Below are 13885 nucleotides of genomic sequence, written 5' to 3'. Positions count from 1 at the left end.
CCCGGTGGCACTCCCGGATCCCGTTGCGCTGTCGGTACTCCTGGCTGTGGTGGGGTCGGGCGTCGCGGCCGTGTTCATCGCGGTGCCCTGGAGGCCGCGCCGGCCCCTGTCCGGCACGCCGGGTACTGGGATCGGCCCCACTCATGGCAGCCTGAGGAGACCGGGGCCTTATCCCACGCGCTGAGATCGATCCCGAGGGTGGCTGCGGCCTGGGAGAGCTTCGAGTCCTGACGATCGTGCTGGCCGTTGATCACATGAGGCCTTGTCATGCCCGCTGTCCTCTCGTGCTGGCTGCCGACGGCCGTTCTCAGCCTGGTGCTGTGGCTGCTCGGGCTTCGCGTACGGTGATCCTGAGCCGACCGTCGGCCAGGGACGCACGGCCCTCCTCGGTCCTCACCCCCTGAGGGGGGAATACGGCCCGGCACCCGAATCGGCCGGAATGGCGCGTGACGGACCCGTGGCCCACCCGGGAACCGGTGCGTGCGGCCGAAGGTCTCGTGCAGCTCCACCGGCCCACTGGCCCGGCGCCGCCCGGGTGACATCAACGTATTCACCTCCGTGGACAGCGACACGCCCGACCCGGCTCCCATACTGAAACAGTCTGACGTCACCTGCACTCCGGCTCACGGCCGGGTCTGTTCCTCGGCAGGTAGGTCTAAAGGAGCATCGGGTAGCCGGTGACCGCTGCGGCATTCGGGCAAGATCCTGGTGAAGTTGGTCGGGCAGGTCTGGGTCGAGGCACCCGGGAGCCGCGCAGGCAGCTTGGGTGGGCGCAGCCACCGTCGATTCGTCGACCTCGCTCCCGGGAGAGGTCCAGCTGGGCACGGACGACATGGTTGGCGACGCTGCGGCATGCATCTCGAACCGTGGCCGAGCATGACGAAGGACGCCAGCATGGCGGCGGCCTCGCAGAATTCTCACCATTTCACCGATGCCCGCCGACGAGCGAGGGCTGAACGGTCCCATCCAGGGGCCGGGATGGCCATGGCCCTCGGGCGGAGCGGCGGCGCGCGGGACGATGGGGACCTTTGGTCCCGATCGCGGTCCCGGGCGGCCCTCGCCCGGGCGCGTCGGCAGTGCCACCGTGAGTGGTGTCCCCCGTCGGCTTATCGGTTGGGAGGAACCGTGGAAAGCGCTTTCCGCACCCCGGATGCGAGCTCAGTGGTTGTTGGCGTCGACGGCTCGAACGCGGCACGTACGGCCGTCATGTGGGCGGCAGCAGAGGCCGTACGCCGCGACCGCCCCCTGCACATCGTCTACGGGGCCGACACCGACGGCAGGACCCTCTACCTGTCGGCGGAAACCGTTGAACGGGTCCGCGCCAACGGCCGGGAACTCCTGGACGAAACGGCGACGGCCGTTACCGACCAGTACCCCGGTCTGCGCGTGAGCACGGAGTTCAGCCGAGCCGACGCCGTCAGCACCCTCCACCGGGCCGGCGCCCTGCACGGCACCATCGTGGTGGGCAATCGCGGCGTCGGCGGATTCGACTCGCTCATGCTCGGCTCGGTCGGCTTGGACGTCGCGGCCGCCGCCATGACCCCGGTCATCGTCGTCCGCGGCATCGACGGGGCCGAGGAGACCGGAACCGTCCTCGCCGCCATCCGTGACGAGCACGACCTCCTGTACGCCCGCTACGCCGCGTGCGAGGCCGTACTGCGCAAGGGATCGCTCCGGCTCCTGCACGTCTGGAACATCCTGCAGTCCGTAGGCCTGGTGGCCAGCATGCTCGACGACGTCGACGAGATTGCAGGGAGGCACGCGGAGGCCCTGCGTGCCGTCACTGACGCGGTCCGCGACGAGTTCCCCGACCTCGAGGTGCGGGCCGACGCCGAGAAGAGCATCTCCGTGGCCGGCGTTCTGGTTGAGGCCTCCCGTCACGCCGACCTGCTCGTCATGGGCGGCCGCCGGGTCCCCGGCGCCCTCGGGATCACCCGCAGTCTGGGCAGGGCCACGCATAGCGTCCTGCACCACGCGCACTGCCCCGTCCTCCTCATTCCCCGGATGGGCAGCGACTTCGGGAGCAGGTCATGACAGGCCGCAAGGGGCACGACATCGTCGTCGGGATCGACCCGGCCAGGGACTGGCATCTGCCCCTGGCCTGGGCCGCCGACGAGGCGCACCGCCGTCGGCTTCCCTTGCGCCTGGTGCTCGTGGTGGCGCCGCAGCACGACACCCACCACGTCGACGACACCCCCGGCCACATGGCCCTGCGACGGGCGGGAGCCGACAGACTCGAGCAGGCCCGCAACTGGGTACACGCCCGTCACCCGGAGGTGGACGTCACCGGCGACCTGCTCCACGGGTTCCCCGCCCCTGCGCTGGGCAGGATGGCCAAGGAGGCCCGCATGGTCGTGCTCGGCTCGCGACACCTGAGCCGCACCGCGGAGTTCTTCAGCGCGGGCTCCATCGTGGTCCCCGTCAGCGCCCAGGCCAGTTGCCCGGTCGTCGTCGTGGGCGAGGGGGAGCACATCAGCCAGCAGCCGCCCTACGTGGTCGTCGGCCTCGACGGAAGCGCATCAGCCACGGCCGCGCTGGCATTCGCCTTCGACGAGGCAGACCTGCGCGGAGCGGCGCTCCGGGTCGTCTGCGTGTGGCAACCAGCCCTGTTCATGCCGAACGACGAGGAAGTCGCCCTGCGGGCACAGCGCGCATTGCTTTCCGAGGCCACCGCAGGCCTGTCGGACAAGTATCCCGACGTGCACGTCACCCACGAGGTCATGACGGGCCACCCGGTCGAGGAACTGGCGCGGGCGGCAGAGCACGCGCTGGCCCTGGTGGTAGGCCGCCGGGGTCGCGGCGGATACACCGGTATGCGCCTCGGTTCCGTCGTCCACGGCCTCCTGCACCGTGCGCACCGCCCTGTGATCACCGTGCCGAGCGAATGACGCCGCCATGACCATACGTACGACCACCACGCGGCCTGTCGGCTTCCCGGCGGGACCGGGGCTGACCCAGGCCGAAGCCAAGCGCCGCCTGGCCCGGTACGGCAGGAACGAAGTCGCACCCCCACGGTCCACGCCGCTGCACCGACGGGTGCTGGCCCAACTCCGCGACCCGTTGATCATGGTGCTCCTCGGGGCCATGGTGCTGACCATAGCGATCGGGGACCACCCGGACGCCGTCGTCATCGGCCTGGTGGTCGTCTTCAACACGACCGTGGGAGTGGCGCAGGAAGTCCGGGCGGACCGCGCTGTCGCCGCGCTCTCCGCCCTCTCCGCCCCGCACGCGAGAGTGCTGCGCGAGGGCACCCCGCACGAGGTTCCGGCGGCACTGGTGGTGCCGGGCGACGTCCTGCTGCTGGGGGAGGGGGACATCGTCGCCGCAGACGCCGACCTGACCGAGGCATCCGCACTCCTGGTGGACGAATCCATGCTCACGGGCGAATCCGAACCCGTGGACAAGACGGCGGACGACACGGTCAGCGCAGGCACCGTCGTCGTGCGTGGCCGAGGGTCCGCTACCGCGACCGCCACGGGGCCGGCGAGTGCCCTCGGGCGAATCGCGGCGCTCCTCGACACGGGCCGGGACCTCACCCCGCTCCAGCGTCGCCTCGCATCACTGGGCCGGATCCTGGCGGCCGTCACCATCGCCCTGTGCGTGCTGTTCTTCGCCCTGGGCCTGGCACGCGGCCTCCCGTGGAGCACGATGGCCGTGACCTCCATCAGCCTGGCTGTCGCCGCAGTGCCGGAGTCCCTCCCCGCCGTGGTCACCCTCGCCCTCGCGCTCGGAGCGCGCCGGATGGCAGCCCGCAACGCCCTGGTCCGCCGTCTGCCAGCCGTGGAAACCCTTGGCTCCGTGAGCATCCTGGCCACGGACAAGACGGGCACCCTTACCGAGGGGCGCATGGTGGTCCAGCACCTGTGGACGCCCTCCGGCACCGCAGATGTGACCGGCAGCGGCTACGAGCCGCTGGGAAGCCTGACCCGAGAAGGGCAGCCCCTGGCGGCAGACCAGCTCCGGCCACTGCAGGAACTGCTCACGACGGCGGCCCTGTGCAACGACGCCGGCCTGCGGCCCCCCGGAAAGGGCTCGGACATGTGGACGGCTGTGGGCGATCCGATGGAGGCCGCGCTGCTGGCGGCAGCCGCGAGAGCGGGTTGCCCGGACCAGGCCGCCCTGCACCGGGACTGTCCCCGGTTCGCGGAAGCTCCCTTCGACAGCCTCCGCAAGCGTATGACCACACTGCACCATCTTCCGGACGGAAACGTCCTGGTATGCCTCAAGGGCGCGCCGGAGGCGGTACTGACCGCCGAGGTGCTTGCCGCACCGCAGGAGCTTCTGGACGGGGCCCGCCGTCAGGCCGCTCTTCTGGCCGCGCAAGGCTTTCGGGTCCTGGCCGTGGCAGGAACCGAGCGACTCGTGTGGGACCGGCCGGCTCCCGAGGCCGAGCACGGACTGAGCCTCCTGGGCCTCGTCGCCATCAGTGACCCGCCCAAAGCGTCGGCCGCCACGACCCTGGAAGCATGCCGCGCGGCGGGCATCACCCCCGTCCTGATCACCGGCGACCATCCGGCGACGGCCCAAGCCATCGCCGTGCGTACCGGCCTCGTCGAGGACGGATCCGCCAGTGAGGTCCTCACCGGGCCGGAACTGGCCGCGGCCCCGGACACCGACCTGACCCGGATCCGTGTCTTCGCCCGGACCGACCCGCAGCAGAAGCTGGACATCGTCCGCGCATGGCGCGCCCGGGGCGCCGTAACGGCCATGACCGGGGACGGCGTCAACGACGGCCCCGCCCTCCACCAGGCGGACATCGGTGTGGCCATGGGCGCCCGCGGAACCGAGGTCGCCCGCCAGGCGGCGGACCTCGTGCTCACCGACGACGAGCTGTCCACCGTGGTGAAGGCCGTAGAGGAAGGCCGCCGCGTCTACGACAACATCCGGCGCTTCCTCGTCTACGCCATGGCGGGCGGAGCCGCCGAGATCCTGGTGATGCTGGCAGGCCCGGTGCTCGGCCTGGCGTTGCCCCTGCGGGCAGGACAGATCCTGTGGATCAACCTCCTCACCCACGGGCTGACGGGCGTGGCCATGGGCGCCGAACCCGTCACTCCGCAGGCCATGCGACGCCCACCGCGCCCGCCCGGACAGCACATCCTGGCCGCGGGCGTGTGGCAACGCCTCCTGGTACTCGCCGCAGTTGTGACGACCTTGAGCCTGGCCGCCGGCATCGTCGCACGTGCCATGGACCTGCCCTGGCAGAGCGTGCTCTTCCTGGCCCTGCTCGCGGCCCAGCTCGGCGTGGCCCTGGGCCTGCGCGCCCGACTGCTCACCAGGCAGAACCTCTTCCTCCCCGCCTCCGTGGCGGTCTCCGCACTCCTGGCGACGGCCGCCCTGTACGTGCCCGCACTCCAGTCCCTGCTGGACACCGAGCCCGTGGGCTGGTCCGGTACGGGGCTCGCCGCAGCGGCCGGTCTCGGAGCGTTCATCGCCGCCCGGATCCTCCGGGGAGCGTTCCACAGAAAGGCATGATCATGAAGACGTACGTACCGGGAACCGGCGTGAACGCCGAGGTGGGCGACCAGATCGTCGTGGGCGGCCCCACCGCCGGAAGGCCAGGTCGCGACGGCGAAGTCATCGCCCTGCACCATGAAGACGGCACCCCGCCCTACCACGTACGCTGGTCCGACACGGGTCGTACCACAGTGATCCAGCGGTCCCGGCCAGGGCCTGCTGCCCTTCCATGACCCGGACGTCGTCGAGGACGACGAGGGCGAGATCTGAGATCCGGCGGGGGCTGCCGGCCGGGCCGCGGCCGGCGGTCACCCGTCCTGGGAGAGGCAGCGTTCGAGCGGGGTGCGGTGGTGGGGGTGATGAGCAGGTCTCCGAGCCAGATGGTCAGCGCTCGGGCGCGGACGTGGATGGCGCGGCGGGCGTCCGGGCCGGGGTCGGTGAGGAGGATGGGGAACATGCGAACTCACCAGTCTCACACCCGGTGACCGGCAATGGCGTCGGCCTTCCCGAAGGCGGCCGACGCAGCGGTCTGCGGAATCTCGCGGAACGGGCCGAAAGGCTCGGTGGAAGCATGAAGATCAGCCCGCCGCCTACCGGCGGGTCGGGGACCCGTGTTGAGTGGTGACGCTGAGTTTGCCGACGGCGTGACAACCACCGGCAGGTGGGAGGCCGACCCTTGTGGGCGCGGGTCAGAGGAAACTGCCGCTGCCGTAGGGCGCGTACAGGTCGAGCAGGCGGATCCGAGCGGCTTGTAGCCGGTGGGCGAGGACCTGCCCGACCCAATGGCCCAGGGCCGAGCCGAACGCGGTATCGGAATCCATCAGGGAGCGGACCTCCACCGCGTCGAACTCGTAGGCACGGACCGGTGTCATCGCCTCGGCGCCGAGGCGCCACGTGTAGGGCTTGAACAGCCACGAGCAGCCGACCAGCTCCCCGGCCCCGAGGGTCTCGATGACAGCCGCGCGTCGACCGGGAACGTGCACGTCCAGGGTCACGGTGCCCGACCGGACGATCCAGAACCGGTCCGCACGACCCCCCTCGCGGAAGAGGCGTGTCCCCTCGTCGAAGTTGACCTCGCGGGCGAACTCCATCAAGCGCGAACGGCAGTCCGCCGGCAGTGCGGCATTGATGCGGATGGGAGAAGGAGTGCTCATGAACGGCCTCCTGATTCGGGTCCGTATCCAGTCTTGGCGAGTGGGTCTGCCCGGGGTATGGGCCCTGTGGGCCCCGGCAGGGACCGAACGGCCCATGCCGGGGCCGTCGAGAACGGGGACGCTGGAAAGCACACCACGACCCCGCCCCGGTCCCATGGACGGAGGGTGCCAACGATGGAGAACCGCCCGGTCGGCAGCGCCGCCGTCGCTCCTGCCGGCCCTACGCCCCGGAGGCGAACGGAAGAGATCGGCACCGAGGAAGCGCTCCGGCTGCTCGGAACCGTCGGACTGGGCCGCATCGTGTTCACCCGCCATGCTCTGCCTGCCGTGCGCCCCGTTAACCATCTCCTTGACGACGGCGACATCATCGTCCGCGTTCAGGACGGCTCGACACTGGCGGCCCTGCTCACGGCCCCGGACAGTCCGGACGTCGTCGTGGCCTACGAGGCCGACGCCATCGACCCTGACACCCGTCTGGGCTGGAGCGTGGTGGCCACCGGCTACGCCAGCGCCGTCACCGACCCGACCGAGCTGAACCACTATGCGCAGCGCCTCAAGTCCTGGGCCGACGCACCGCCATCAGGTGCCGTTCGGATCAGACCGGGCGTGGTCACCGGCTTCAGGCTCCGGGCAGTCAATTCGTAGCTGCCCCGATCAGGATCCGCGAGAAGCGGGCGGGCTCCTTCCGTCCTTTCGTGCGCGCGGGCCGATCTCGTCCCGGGGGCCGGGGGGCTCTTCGAGGACGCTCCAGGCGACCGGGCCGAGCAGGTCCGCCACCCTGCGGAAGACGTCCATGAGCAGGTCGTCCACGGTCAGCATGCCCACGACTCGATGCCCGTCCAGGACAGGGAGGCGCCGGACGCCGCTGTTGCGGAACGTCCGGTACGCCGCGTGGATGTCCTGGGCGGCATCGACGGTGACAGCCGGAGCGGTCATGACCGCTCCCACAGGATCATCGCGGTCGAACTCTCCGGCCACGGCGCGCACTGCGATGTCACGGTCGGTGACAATGCCGCGCAATACTGTTCCCTCCGTCACGACCAAGCAGCCGACGCCGTGGAGGTCCATGCATCGGGCCGCCTCCCCGATCGTCGTGGTGGCGTTGACGGACACGGCGGGGGCGGACATGTAAGCGGACACGTTCATCGTCCAGCTCCTTCCCACTGGATCCATGTGGTTGACCGTAGGACGGGGTGTCGGAGTCGGCGAGGGCCGAGCGGACCCCCGTTGTGGGACCGCATGGCCCTGTGCTGCTCCGCCCCGGCGGCGGACCATGGCATGAGGACAGACCGACCTGTTCCGAGGTGATCTGACATGGCATCCACAACATGGACCACCCCAGGGGTGTTCACCGGCTCCGGCGGGGTGCTCACCGCCGAAGCGGGATCCCTCACCGGGGAATTGACGGTCCGCACCAGCTGGGACGCAGGGCAGGCACATGTTGCCGTCCAGTACGCGGGCGCGTCGAAGTGGTGCACGATGGTCGGCAGTCCAGTGCCCTGCCCGTCCGCCGAGGAGGCTCGCTCGGTACACCAGTGCGCGGTGGAGGCCGTGCGCACCAGGGGACCTGTCCCCTTCGCGCCGTGGCCGCTCACCCCCGCGGTTCACCGTGGAACGGACGAGGTGCCGGCTCACGCAGCCGGATGAGCGCACGTCGATGAGCCGACTTGACCGCGCATGCCTGGCCAGGGTCGGCCATGGACCGTGGGGAGATTCCACGGCAGGCTCCTGTCGGTCCTGGATGCATGATCTTGAGCGTCGCGCAGGCGCGGCCTGCCCTTGCCTGAGGTCGGACTGCCTGCGGGGACCTGAACGCGAACGACGGCCCTTGCTGCCGGGCACGGTAGGCAGGGCCGTCACACGGATCCGGCCCCAGATGGCGGGGCCGGGACACGCGCCGGTACCTCCGACGCGAACCCGCGGCCGCCGGTCACATCCGCTGGGCCGTTCAGGTGTGCAGGCGGCTGTTGATGCCGTCGTGGCCGTCGGCGCCCTCTTCGTCGAACCAGTAGTCACCGGCGGCCAGGTAGCGGAAGGAGTGCTCACTGCCTTCGGGCAGGGCAACGGTCACGGCCCGGGTGCCGTCACGGCGCGGCGCCAGCGTATGGGCGCCGGGCTGCCAGTCGTTGAAGTCGCCGACCACGCTGACCGGGCCGGGCGGGGAATCGGCGGGCAGGACGAAAGTGACCTCGGTGCGGTTCTTGCGCGGCTTTCGCTCCAGCATGGAAGGAACTCCTCACAGCGGGGATAAGGGGCCGCATTCATCCTCGGGGCCCGCCCAGCCCTGCGCCTCTCGACGCGTGCCGCTTCTCTGCGGGCATCACCCGTCCGCCACGATCTGCCATTGAAATGATGCGATCGGTGACAGTGCGTGTGAGCGTGGACGAGGAGGAAATCCCAGGCATTGAGGAGCCGCAGGGTCATGGTCGGTATGCACGACAAGCGCCGGAAACCCGGCCAGGGGCGCGAGTAGACGGAAGCCATGCGCCGCCCCGGCCGGGACCCGGTCCATCCTGGGACCGCCCAGTCCTCCCGGAGGAAGCGCGGTGAGGACCCGGAACGCGAGCACCGCCGCGAGGAAGAGCAGCTCCGAGACAAGCGCGACCTGCCGGAGGAACACTTCTGAGCCACGCTGGACCCCACGCACGCAGGGCTCGGCCGGGAGGTAGCCACCCGGCCGAGCCCTGTCATGTCCGGCGCCGGAATGCGACACCGAAACGAAATGGCCGAGAAGACGGCAGCCCGGGGCTCGGCGCTCGCCGGCTGCCGCGCACGTCGGCTGGTGAGGTGGCTCGGGGTGCGGGTCACGTGCTGCGCTGGTCGTGGGCGTCCTGGCGGAGCTGGTCGGTGTGGCGGGTGAGGGCGTCGAGGCGTTCGGCGAGGGCGACGTCCTCGGGTCTCAGATGGGGCCGGGTGTCGGTCAGGGGGCGAACGAGGCGGGCGGCGTCGTTGTCGGCGAGGGCCAGGTTCAGGTCTCCGATGGCAGTCTCGGCGCCGCCCGGAAGGCTGGTGAGTGCGGTGATCTGGCCGGCGAGGCGGCGCAGGTCGGCCGCGTTGTCGCGGGCCCAGGCGTTCACGCTGCGCTCTGCCGCGCGGGTGTCGCGGGTGGCCTGGACGCGTTCCTCGCCGGTGCTGCCGTCCCTGCCGGGCCGCAGGCGCAGGTAGCGCCGTTCGGCGGCCTGTCGGCTGGCGACGCCGAGGGGGCCGGCGAGGTCGGCCCAGCTGGCCCCCCGGCCGCGGGCGGTTTCGATCAGGCCGCTCTCCCAGCCGGAGAGCTGCTCGCGAATCTCGCGCAGCATCAGCAGCGCGGCCAGGGCCGGGTGTGGGCCCGAGTCCGGCTCGGACGCTGCTGTCGTAGTCCTCGGTGATCCCGCGTTTGATCCCTGCGCGTCCTTGAGGGCCCGGTCGATGGCCTCCAGCGCCGCGGCCGCGGCGAGGAAGGGAACCGGTGCCGGCGGCTCGACGGCCTCGTTCATGGCACTCTCCGTCGCATGTCATCCTCCAGATGACTCCTTGCTTGTCATCGTTCCGATGACATGCTACAACGGGAGCGCGTTGAAGCGCATGGGCAGTTCCTGCCTGAACCAACTGGAGGTGTTTCGCGATGCTGATGCGCACCGACCCGTTCCGCGAGATGGACCGGATCTTCCAGCAGCTGTCCGGTACGACCGGGACCTGGTCCAAGCCGACCGTGATGCCGATGGACGCCTACCGCGAGGGCGACGCGTACGTGATCGCCTTCGACCTCCCCGGCGTGAACACAGAGGCGATCGACATCGACGTCGAGCGGAACATGCTGACCGTGAAGGCCGAGCGCAGGCCCGCGGCGAGCGGTGACAGCGTGCAGATGGAGCTTTCAGAGCGGCCCCTGGGTGTCTTCTCCCGCCAGGTCATGCTGGCCGACACCCTCGACACCGAGCACATCGAAGCCGACTACGACGCGGGTGTCCTGACCCTGCGCATCCCGATCGCCGAGCGCGCCAAGCCGCGGAAGATCGCCATCGGCGGCGAGTCCGGCCGCAAGCAGATCTCCGGCTGAACCGCCGTACCGCGAAAGCACGGCAGGCCGGAACCCTGCCGCATCACGGCCTCAGACCGGAAGTTCAGCAGCCCGTGATTGAGAGCGCACCCGGCCCGGCGTTCGGGTTACAGCCGCAGCCGTGCTCTGCCGGGTGTCGCACACCAGGCCCCGTACATCCAGCACCGACGTGCTGCGCTCTTTGCCCGTCGTGTGGTGCTCAACGGGGTGTGCCATGCCCGGTTCGCCTCCCGGATGGGTTCGGCTCCGCCCGTAGAGCGGCCTGCGCTCCTGGTGAGGGAGCCGCGACGGCTGCTGCGACGCCGGGGGCCGATGGGCTCCGCTGCGGTTGGCTCTGCACCGGCAGGGGGAGATTCGGCGACTGCGGTGGTGGCCTCGCTGGTCTCGGTCCGCGATGAGGGGGGCGTGTTGTCAACCGGTGGGCGCCGCTCCGGGCGGACACTTCTCGCATGCCCGAGGAGCAGACGACGTCCATCCCTCCTGAACCGTTGTTGCAGGTGATCGTCAACCTAGCCCGGTTCCATCGCGAACACGAGCAGTTCTACGCACAGGCTCCGCTGCGGCAGGCGGGCGAGCTTCAGGCGCGGTCCCGGGCGCTGAAGTCGCTGGCGGACAGATGGAGTGTGACCGACGTCGGTGAGTCGGCACGGAATCCGTTCGCAGGTGCGGAGGATCTGAATGCCCCCGGACTTGTCGCGGAGTCGGGGATCCTCTTCATGGAAGGGGCGGACGAGCCCGTCGAGCTTCAGCGGCTGAAGCGGGATGTCAGGGAAATCGCGGAAGACAGTGAGCAGACCGGAATCTGGCTGGCGCACGCGATGGAGCAGGCATGGGAGGCCGTCGGCCTCTTGGCTGCCTATCCAGTGCTTGCCGATCTGCTCGGGGAGCGGCACCGCATCGTCGCCAACGACTGGCAGTCGGCGGGGTTGCTGGCGCTGGTTGCCCATCTGCTGCGCCGCTCCATTGACTTGTTGGATCGGGTCAAGTTCTCTCCCGCGGCGCTGCGAGCTGACCTGGGGTCCCAGCGGAACGCCCCTGCATACCTCTTCTCGGCGTCCGAGCTGCTCGACCGGGCGGCGGACCTCCTCGCGGAATCGGCAACGCTTGTGCGCGACAATGAGCGGCGGTGGCGTGTGTTCGGCGCTCGCGTCCGCCGGCTGCCGTCCGACTGAAGCGGCTACGTCGGCTCCGTCGTGCAGCGCATCCGCTCATCTCGTAGAGACGGCAGACGATGCGCAGGCCGACATGCGACCAGGTGTCAGGTGGTGACAACCGCAGGCCGACGTGCGGTCGACCCGTTGGGCGGACTCTTGGAGCACGGCCCCGTATGCGACCTCCGCCGGAGTCCGGGCCATGCGCTGCGCCCGGCGGAGGCCCGCGTGACACCCGAGCCGTGGCGCAGAACGGCACGGGTGTCTTCGGGTGCCGCGCTGTCCCAGGGAGGCTCCCTGCTCGCTGCGCGTCGGCCTGGGCCAGGGCACAGACTGGTGGGGTGGGTGCCATGGATGCGATTGAGCTCAGGGGACTGACCAAGCGATACGGGGCCGTGGTCGGGGTGGAGGAACTCACGCTCGGCATCGGTCGGGGCGAGGTGTTCGGCTTCCTCGGGCCCAACGGGGCGGGCAAGACCACCACGCTCAGGTGCCTGACGGGTTTGCTGCGCCCAACCGCCGGACACGTCCGGGTGCTGGGGATGGACCCGCTCGCCGATCACCGCCGGGTGGCTCGGGAATTCGGCTATCTCCCGGGTGAGCTGCGGCTGTACCCGGAGCTCACCGGGGCGCAGACCCTCGACCTCCTGTGTTCACTCCAAGGCCGGCCCTGCACGAGGCGAGCTGAGCTGTGCGAGCGGCTGGGGCTGACGCCCGCGGTCCTGCGGCGCACGGTGGGCGGGTACTCGCGCGGCATGAAGCAGAAATTGGGCCTGGTGCAAGCGCTGCAGCACGATCCCCAGCTGGTGGTCCTGGACGAGCCGACCGAGGGGCTGGACCCTCTGGTCCAGGAAACGTTCTTCGACTTGATGGAGCAGGCAGCGGCCGACGGCCGCACGGTGCTGTTGTCCAGCCACGTGCTGCCGGAGGTGCAGCGGGCCTGCGGACGCGTGGCGATCGTCCGGGAAGGGCGCCTGGTAACCGTGGAGAGCGTGGCCGCCCTCCGGGAGGCGCGGGCGCGGCGGATTCGTCTGGCCTTCGCTGACGGGAAGGGGATGCGCCCTTTGGGGCGCGCGGAACAGTGGGCGCCCCGCTGGGAGGGCGACCGGGTGGAGCTCCTCGTACCCCCGAGCGAGGTGGTGGAAGCACTGCGTGAGCTGCTGGCCTTGGGGGTGGCCGACGTCATCGTGGAGGAGGCGGGTCTGGACGAGGCGTTCCTGGATCTGTACCGCAACGGCAAGGCGGAGGAGGCCGCGCCGTGAAGACGCGGTGGCCCCTCCTGTGGCTGGCACTGCACCGGCGTCGGCGGATGCTGGTGGCCCTCATGGTGGGGATGGTCGCCTTCGAGGCCCTGATCGTGGTGGTGGCGAACACGATCGCGCCCGGGCAGCTCTTCTCTGCGGGCGGGAAGGGCCCTCCGTCGGCGTACCGTGCGTTCAGCGGCTCGGGCGGAGACGTATCGATCGCCAGCTACCCGGGGCTGCTCGGGGCCGGATTGGTGCATCCCTTCTGGATCGCCATGCAGCTGACCGCTATCGGGGCGCTGGCCGCGGCCGCGGTGGCGGCCGACGTGGAATCCGGGACGATCGAGCTCATCGTGGTGCGCCCCGTGAGCCGCAACCGGCTCCTCGCCGAGCGGACCGCCGCCGTGGTGATCGCCGCCCTCGCCCTCAACACCTCAGCGACGTTGACGGTGGCGGCGGGCGTCTGGTTGTCCCCGGACATCCACCGGGACGTGCCGTTGAGCGGTGTCTTCGCGGCGGGGCTGATGGGGTGCGGCTTCGCGCTGTGCCTGGCCGGACCGGCCCTGGCCGTGTCGGCCTGGGGGAGCCGACGCGCGCAGGTGATCGGTGCGACGATCGCCATCGGGGCAGTCGGCTTCGCGGTGAACTTCATCGCGCTGGCTTGGTCGAAGGCGGCGCCCCTGCGGTTCATCAGCCCCTTCCACTACTACACACCGGGTGACGCACTGGCACAGGGACATGTGCTGTGGCCGCAGCTGGGAGTTCTGGTCGGGGTCGGAGTCGTGGGGCTCGTTCTCGGCCACGCGTTGCTGATGAAGCGGGACCTGGCCCCGTAAGGCTGAC

General features: G+C 70.4%; 14 protein-coding genes. 10 read left to right on the top strand and 4 right to left on the bottom strand.

What is annotated here, in order from left to right:
• Positions 1-1125 precede the first annotated feature (1125 nt).
• From ACIQK6_RS06820 to ACIQK6_RS06805, 4 genes are read left to right on the top strand one after another with little or no spacing between them, the layout of a single operon-like run.
• Positions 1126-2034, top strand: a complete 909-nt coding sequence (locus tag ACIQK6_RS06820; protein WP_329096329.1) for a universal stress protein — start codon at positions 1126-1128, stop codon at positions 2032-2034.
• Positions 2031-2888, top strand: coding sequence for a universal stress protein (locus ACIQK6_RS06815; RefSeq protein WP_329096327.1), 858 nt, complete (start codon positions 2031-2033; stop codon positions 2886-2888). The genes ACIQK6_RS06820 and ACIQK6_RS06815 overlap by 4 nt, the downstream gene beginning before the upstream one ends.
• 7 nt (positions 2889-2895) lie before the next feature.
• The gene (locus tag ACIQK6_RS06810; RefSeq protein WP_402694441.1) at positions 2896-5472 is read left to right on the top strand and encodes a cation-translocating P-type ATPase; all 2577 of its coding nucleotides are present in this window, start codon (positions 2896-2898) and stop codon (positions 5470-5472) included.
• On the top strand, positions 5469-5687 hold the full coding sequence (locus tag ACIQK6_RS06805) for a DUF1918 domain-containing protein (RefSeq protein WP_326747024.1): 219 nt from the start codon (positions 5469-5471) through the stop codon (positions 5685-5687). The genes ACIQK6_RS06810 and ACIQK6_RS06805 overlap by 4 nt, the downstream gene beginning before the upstream one ends.
• 456 nt (positions 5688-6143) lie before the next feature.
• On the opposite strand, the gene ACIQK6_RS06800 is transcribed toward ACIQK6_RS06805, so the two are convergent.
• The gene (locus tag ACIQK6_RS06800; RefSeq protein WP_329096323.1) at positions 6144-6608 is read right to left on the bottom strand and encodes a cyclic nucleotide-binding domain-containing protein; all 465 of its coding nucleotides are present in this window, start codon (positions 6606-6608) and stop codon (positions 6144-6146) included.
• Positions 6609-6782: 174 nt separating this feature from the next.
• Between ACIQK6_RS06800 and ACIQK6_RS06795 the strand changes: the two genes are divergently transcribed.
• A complete protein-coding gene (locus ACIQK6_RS06795; protein ID WP_329096322.1) occupies positions 6783-7253 on the top strand; it encodes a pyridoxamine 5'-phosphate oxidase family protein in 471 nt (156 codons plus the stop codon).
• Positions 7254-7262: 9 nt separating this feature from the next.
• Here the strand turns inward: ACIQK6_RS06795 and ACIQK6_RS06790 are convergent, their stop codons facing one another.
• Complete coding sequence (locus ACIQK6_RS06790) at positions 7263-7754, bottom strand: CBS domain-containing protein (protein ID WP_329096321.1); 492 nt, start codon at positions 7752-7754, stop codon at positions 7263-7265.
• Positions 7755-7922: 168 nt separating this feature from the next.
• Between ACIQK6_RS06790 and ACIQK6_RS06785 the strand changes: the two genes are divergently transcribed.
• Positions 7923-8255, top strand: a complete 333-nt coding sequence (locus tag ACIQK6_RS06785) for a hypothetical protein (protein ID WP_329096320.1) — start codon at positions 7923-7925, stop codon at positions 8253-8255.
• Positions 8256-8556: 301 nt separating this feature from the next.
• Here the strand turns inward: ACIQK6_RS06785 and ACIQK6_RS06780 are convergent, their stop codons facing one another.
• Both ACIQK6_RS06780 and ACIQK6_RS06775 read right to left on the bottom strand, forming a co-directional pair.
• Positions 8557-8832: an isoamylase early set domain-containing protein gene (locus ACIQK6_RS06780; RefSeq protein WP_326747019.1), complete on the bottom strand. Its 276-nt coding sequence runs from the start codon at positions 8830-8832 to the stop codon at positions 8557-8559.
• 580 nt (positions 8833-9412) lie between these two features.
• Positions 9413-10084: an HSP18 transcriptional regulator gene (locus ACIQK6_RS06775; RefSeq protein ID WP_329096317.1), complete on the bottom strand. Its 672-nt coding sequence runs from the start codon at positions 10082-10084 to the stop codon at positions 9413-9415.
• A gap of 128 nt (positions 10085-10212) precedes the next feature.
• Here ACIQK6_RS06775 and ACIQK6_RS06770 point away from each other — a divergent pair, with 128 nt between their 5' ends.
• From ACIQK6_RS06770 to ACIQK6_RS06755, 4 genes are all read left to right on the top strand, one after another.
• Complete coding sequence (locus ACIQK6_RS06770) at positions 10213-10647, top strand: Hsp20/alpha crystallin family protein (protein WP_329096315.1); 435 nt, start codon at positions 10213-10215, stop codon at positions 10645-10647.
• 449 nt (positions 10648-11096) lie between these two features.
• Entirely contained in the window at positions 11097-11819 is a 723-nt protein-coding gene (locus ACIQK6_RS06765) for a hypothetical protein (RefSeq protein WP_328792986.1), read from the top strand.
• Positions 11820-12148: 329 nt separating this feature from the next.
• On the top strand, positions 12149-13060 hold the full coding sequence (locus ACIQK6_RS06760; protein WP_402694440.1) for an ABC transporter ATP-binding protein: 912 nt from the start codon (positions 12149-12151) through the stop codon (positions 13058-13060).
• On the top strand, positions 13057-13878 hold the full coding sequence (locus ACIQK6_RS06755) for an ABC transporter permease subunit (RefSeq protein ID WP_329096311.1): 822 nt from the start codon (positions 13057-13059) through the stop codon (positions 13876-13878). Before ACIQK6_RS06760 ends, ACIQK6_RS06755 begins: the two co-directional genes overlap by 4 nt.
• The last annotated feature ends 7 nt before the right edge of the window (positions 13879-13885 follow it).

This window comes from Streptomyces sp. NPDC091682 (assembly GCF_044756625.1).
GTDB lineage: Bacteria > Actinomycetota > Actinomycetes > Streptomycetales > Streptomycetaceae > Streptomyces.
The sequence above is the reverse complement of the archived record's forward strand: the minus strand, read 5'-3'. Positions and strand labels throughout refer to the sequence as shown.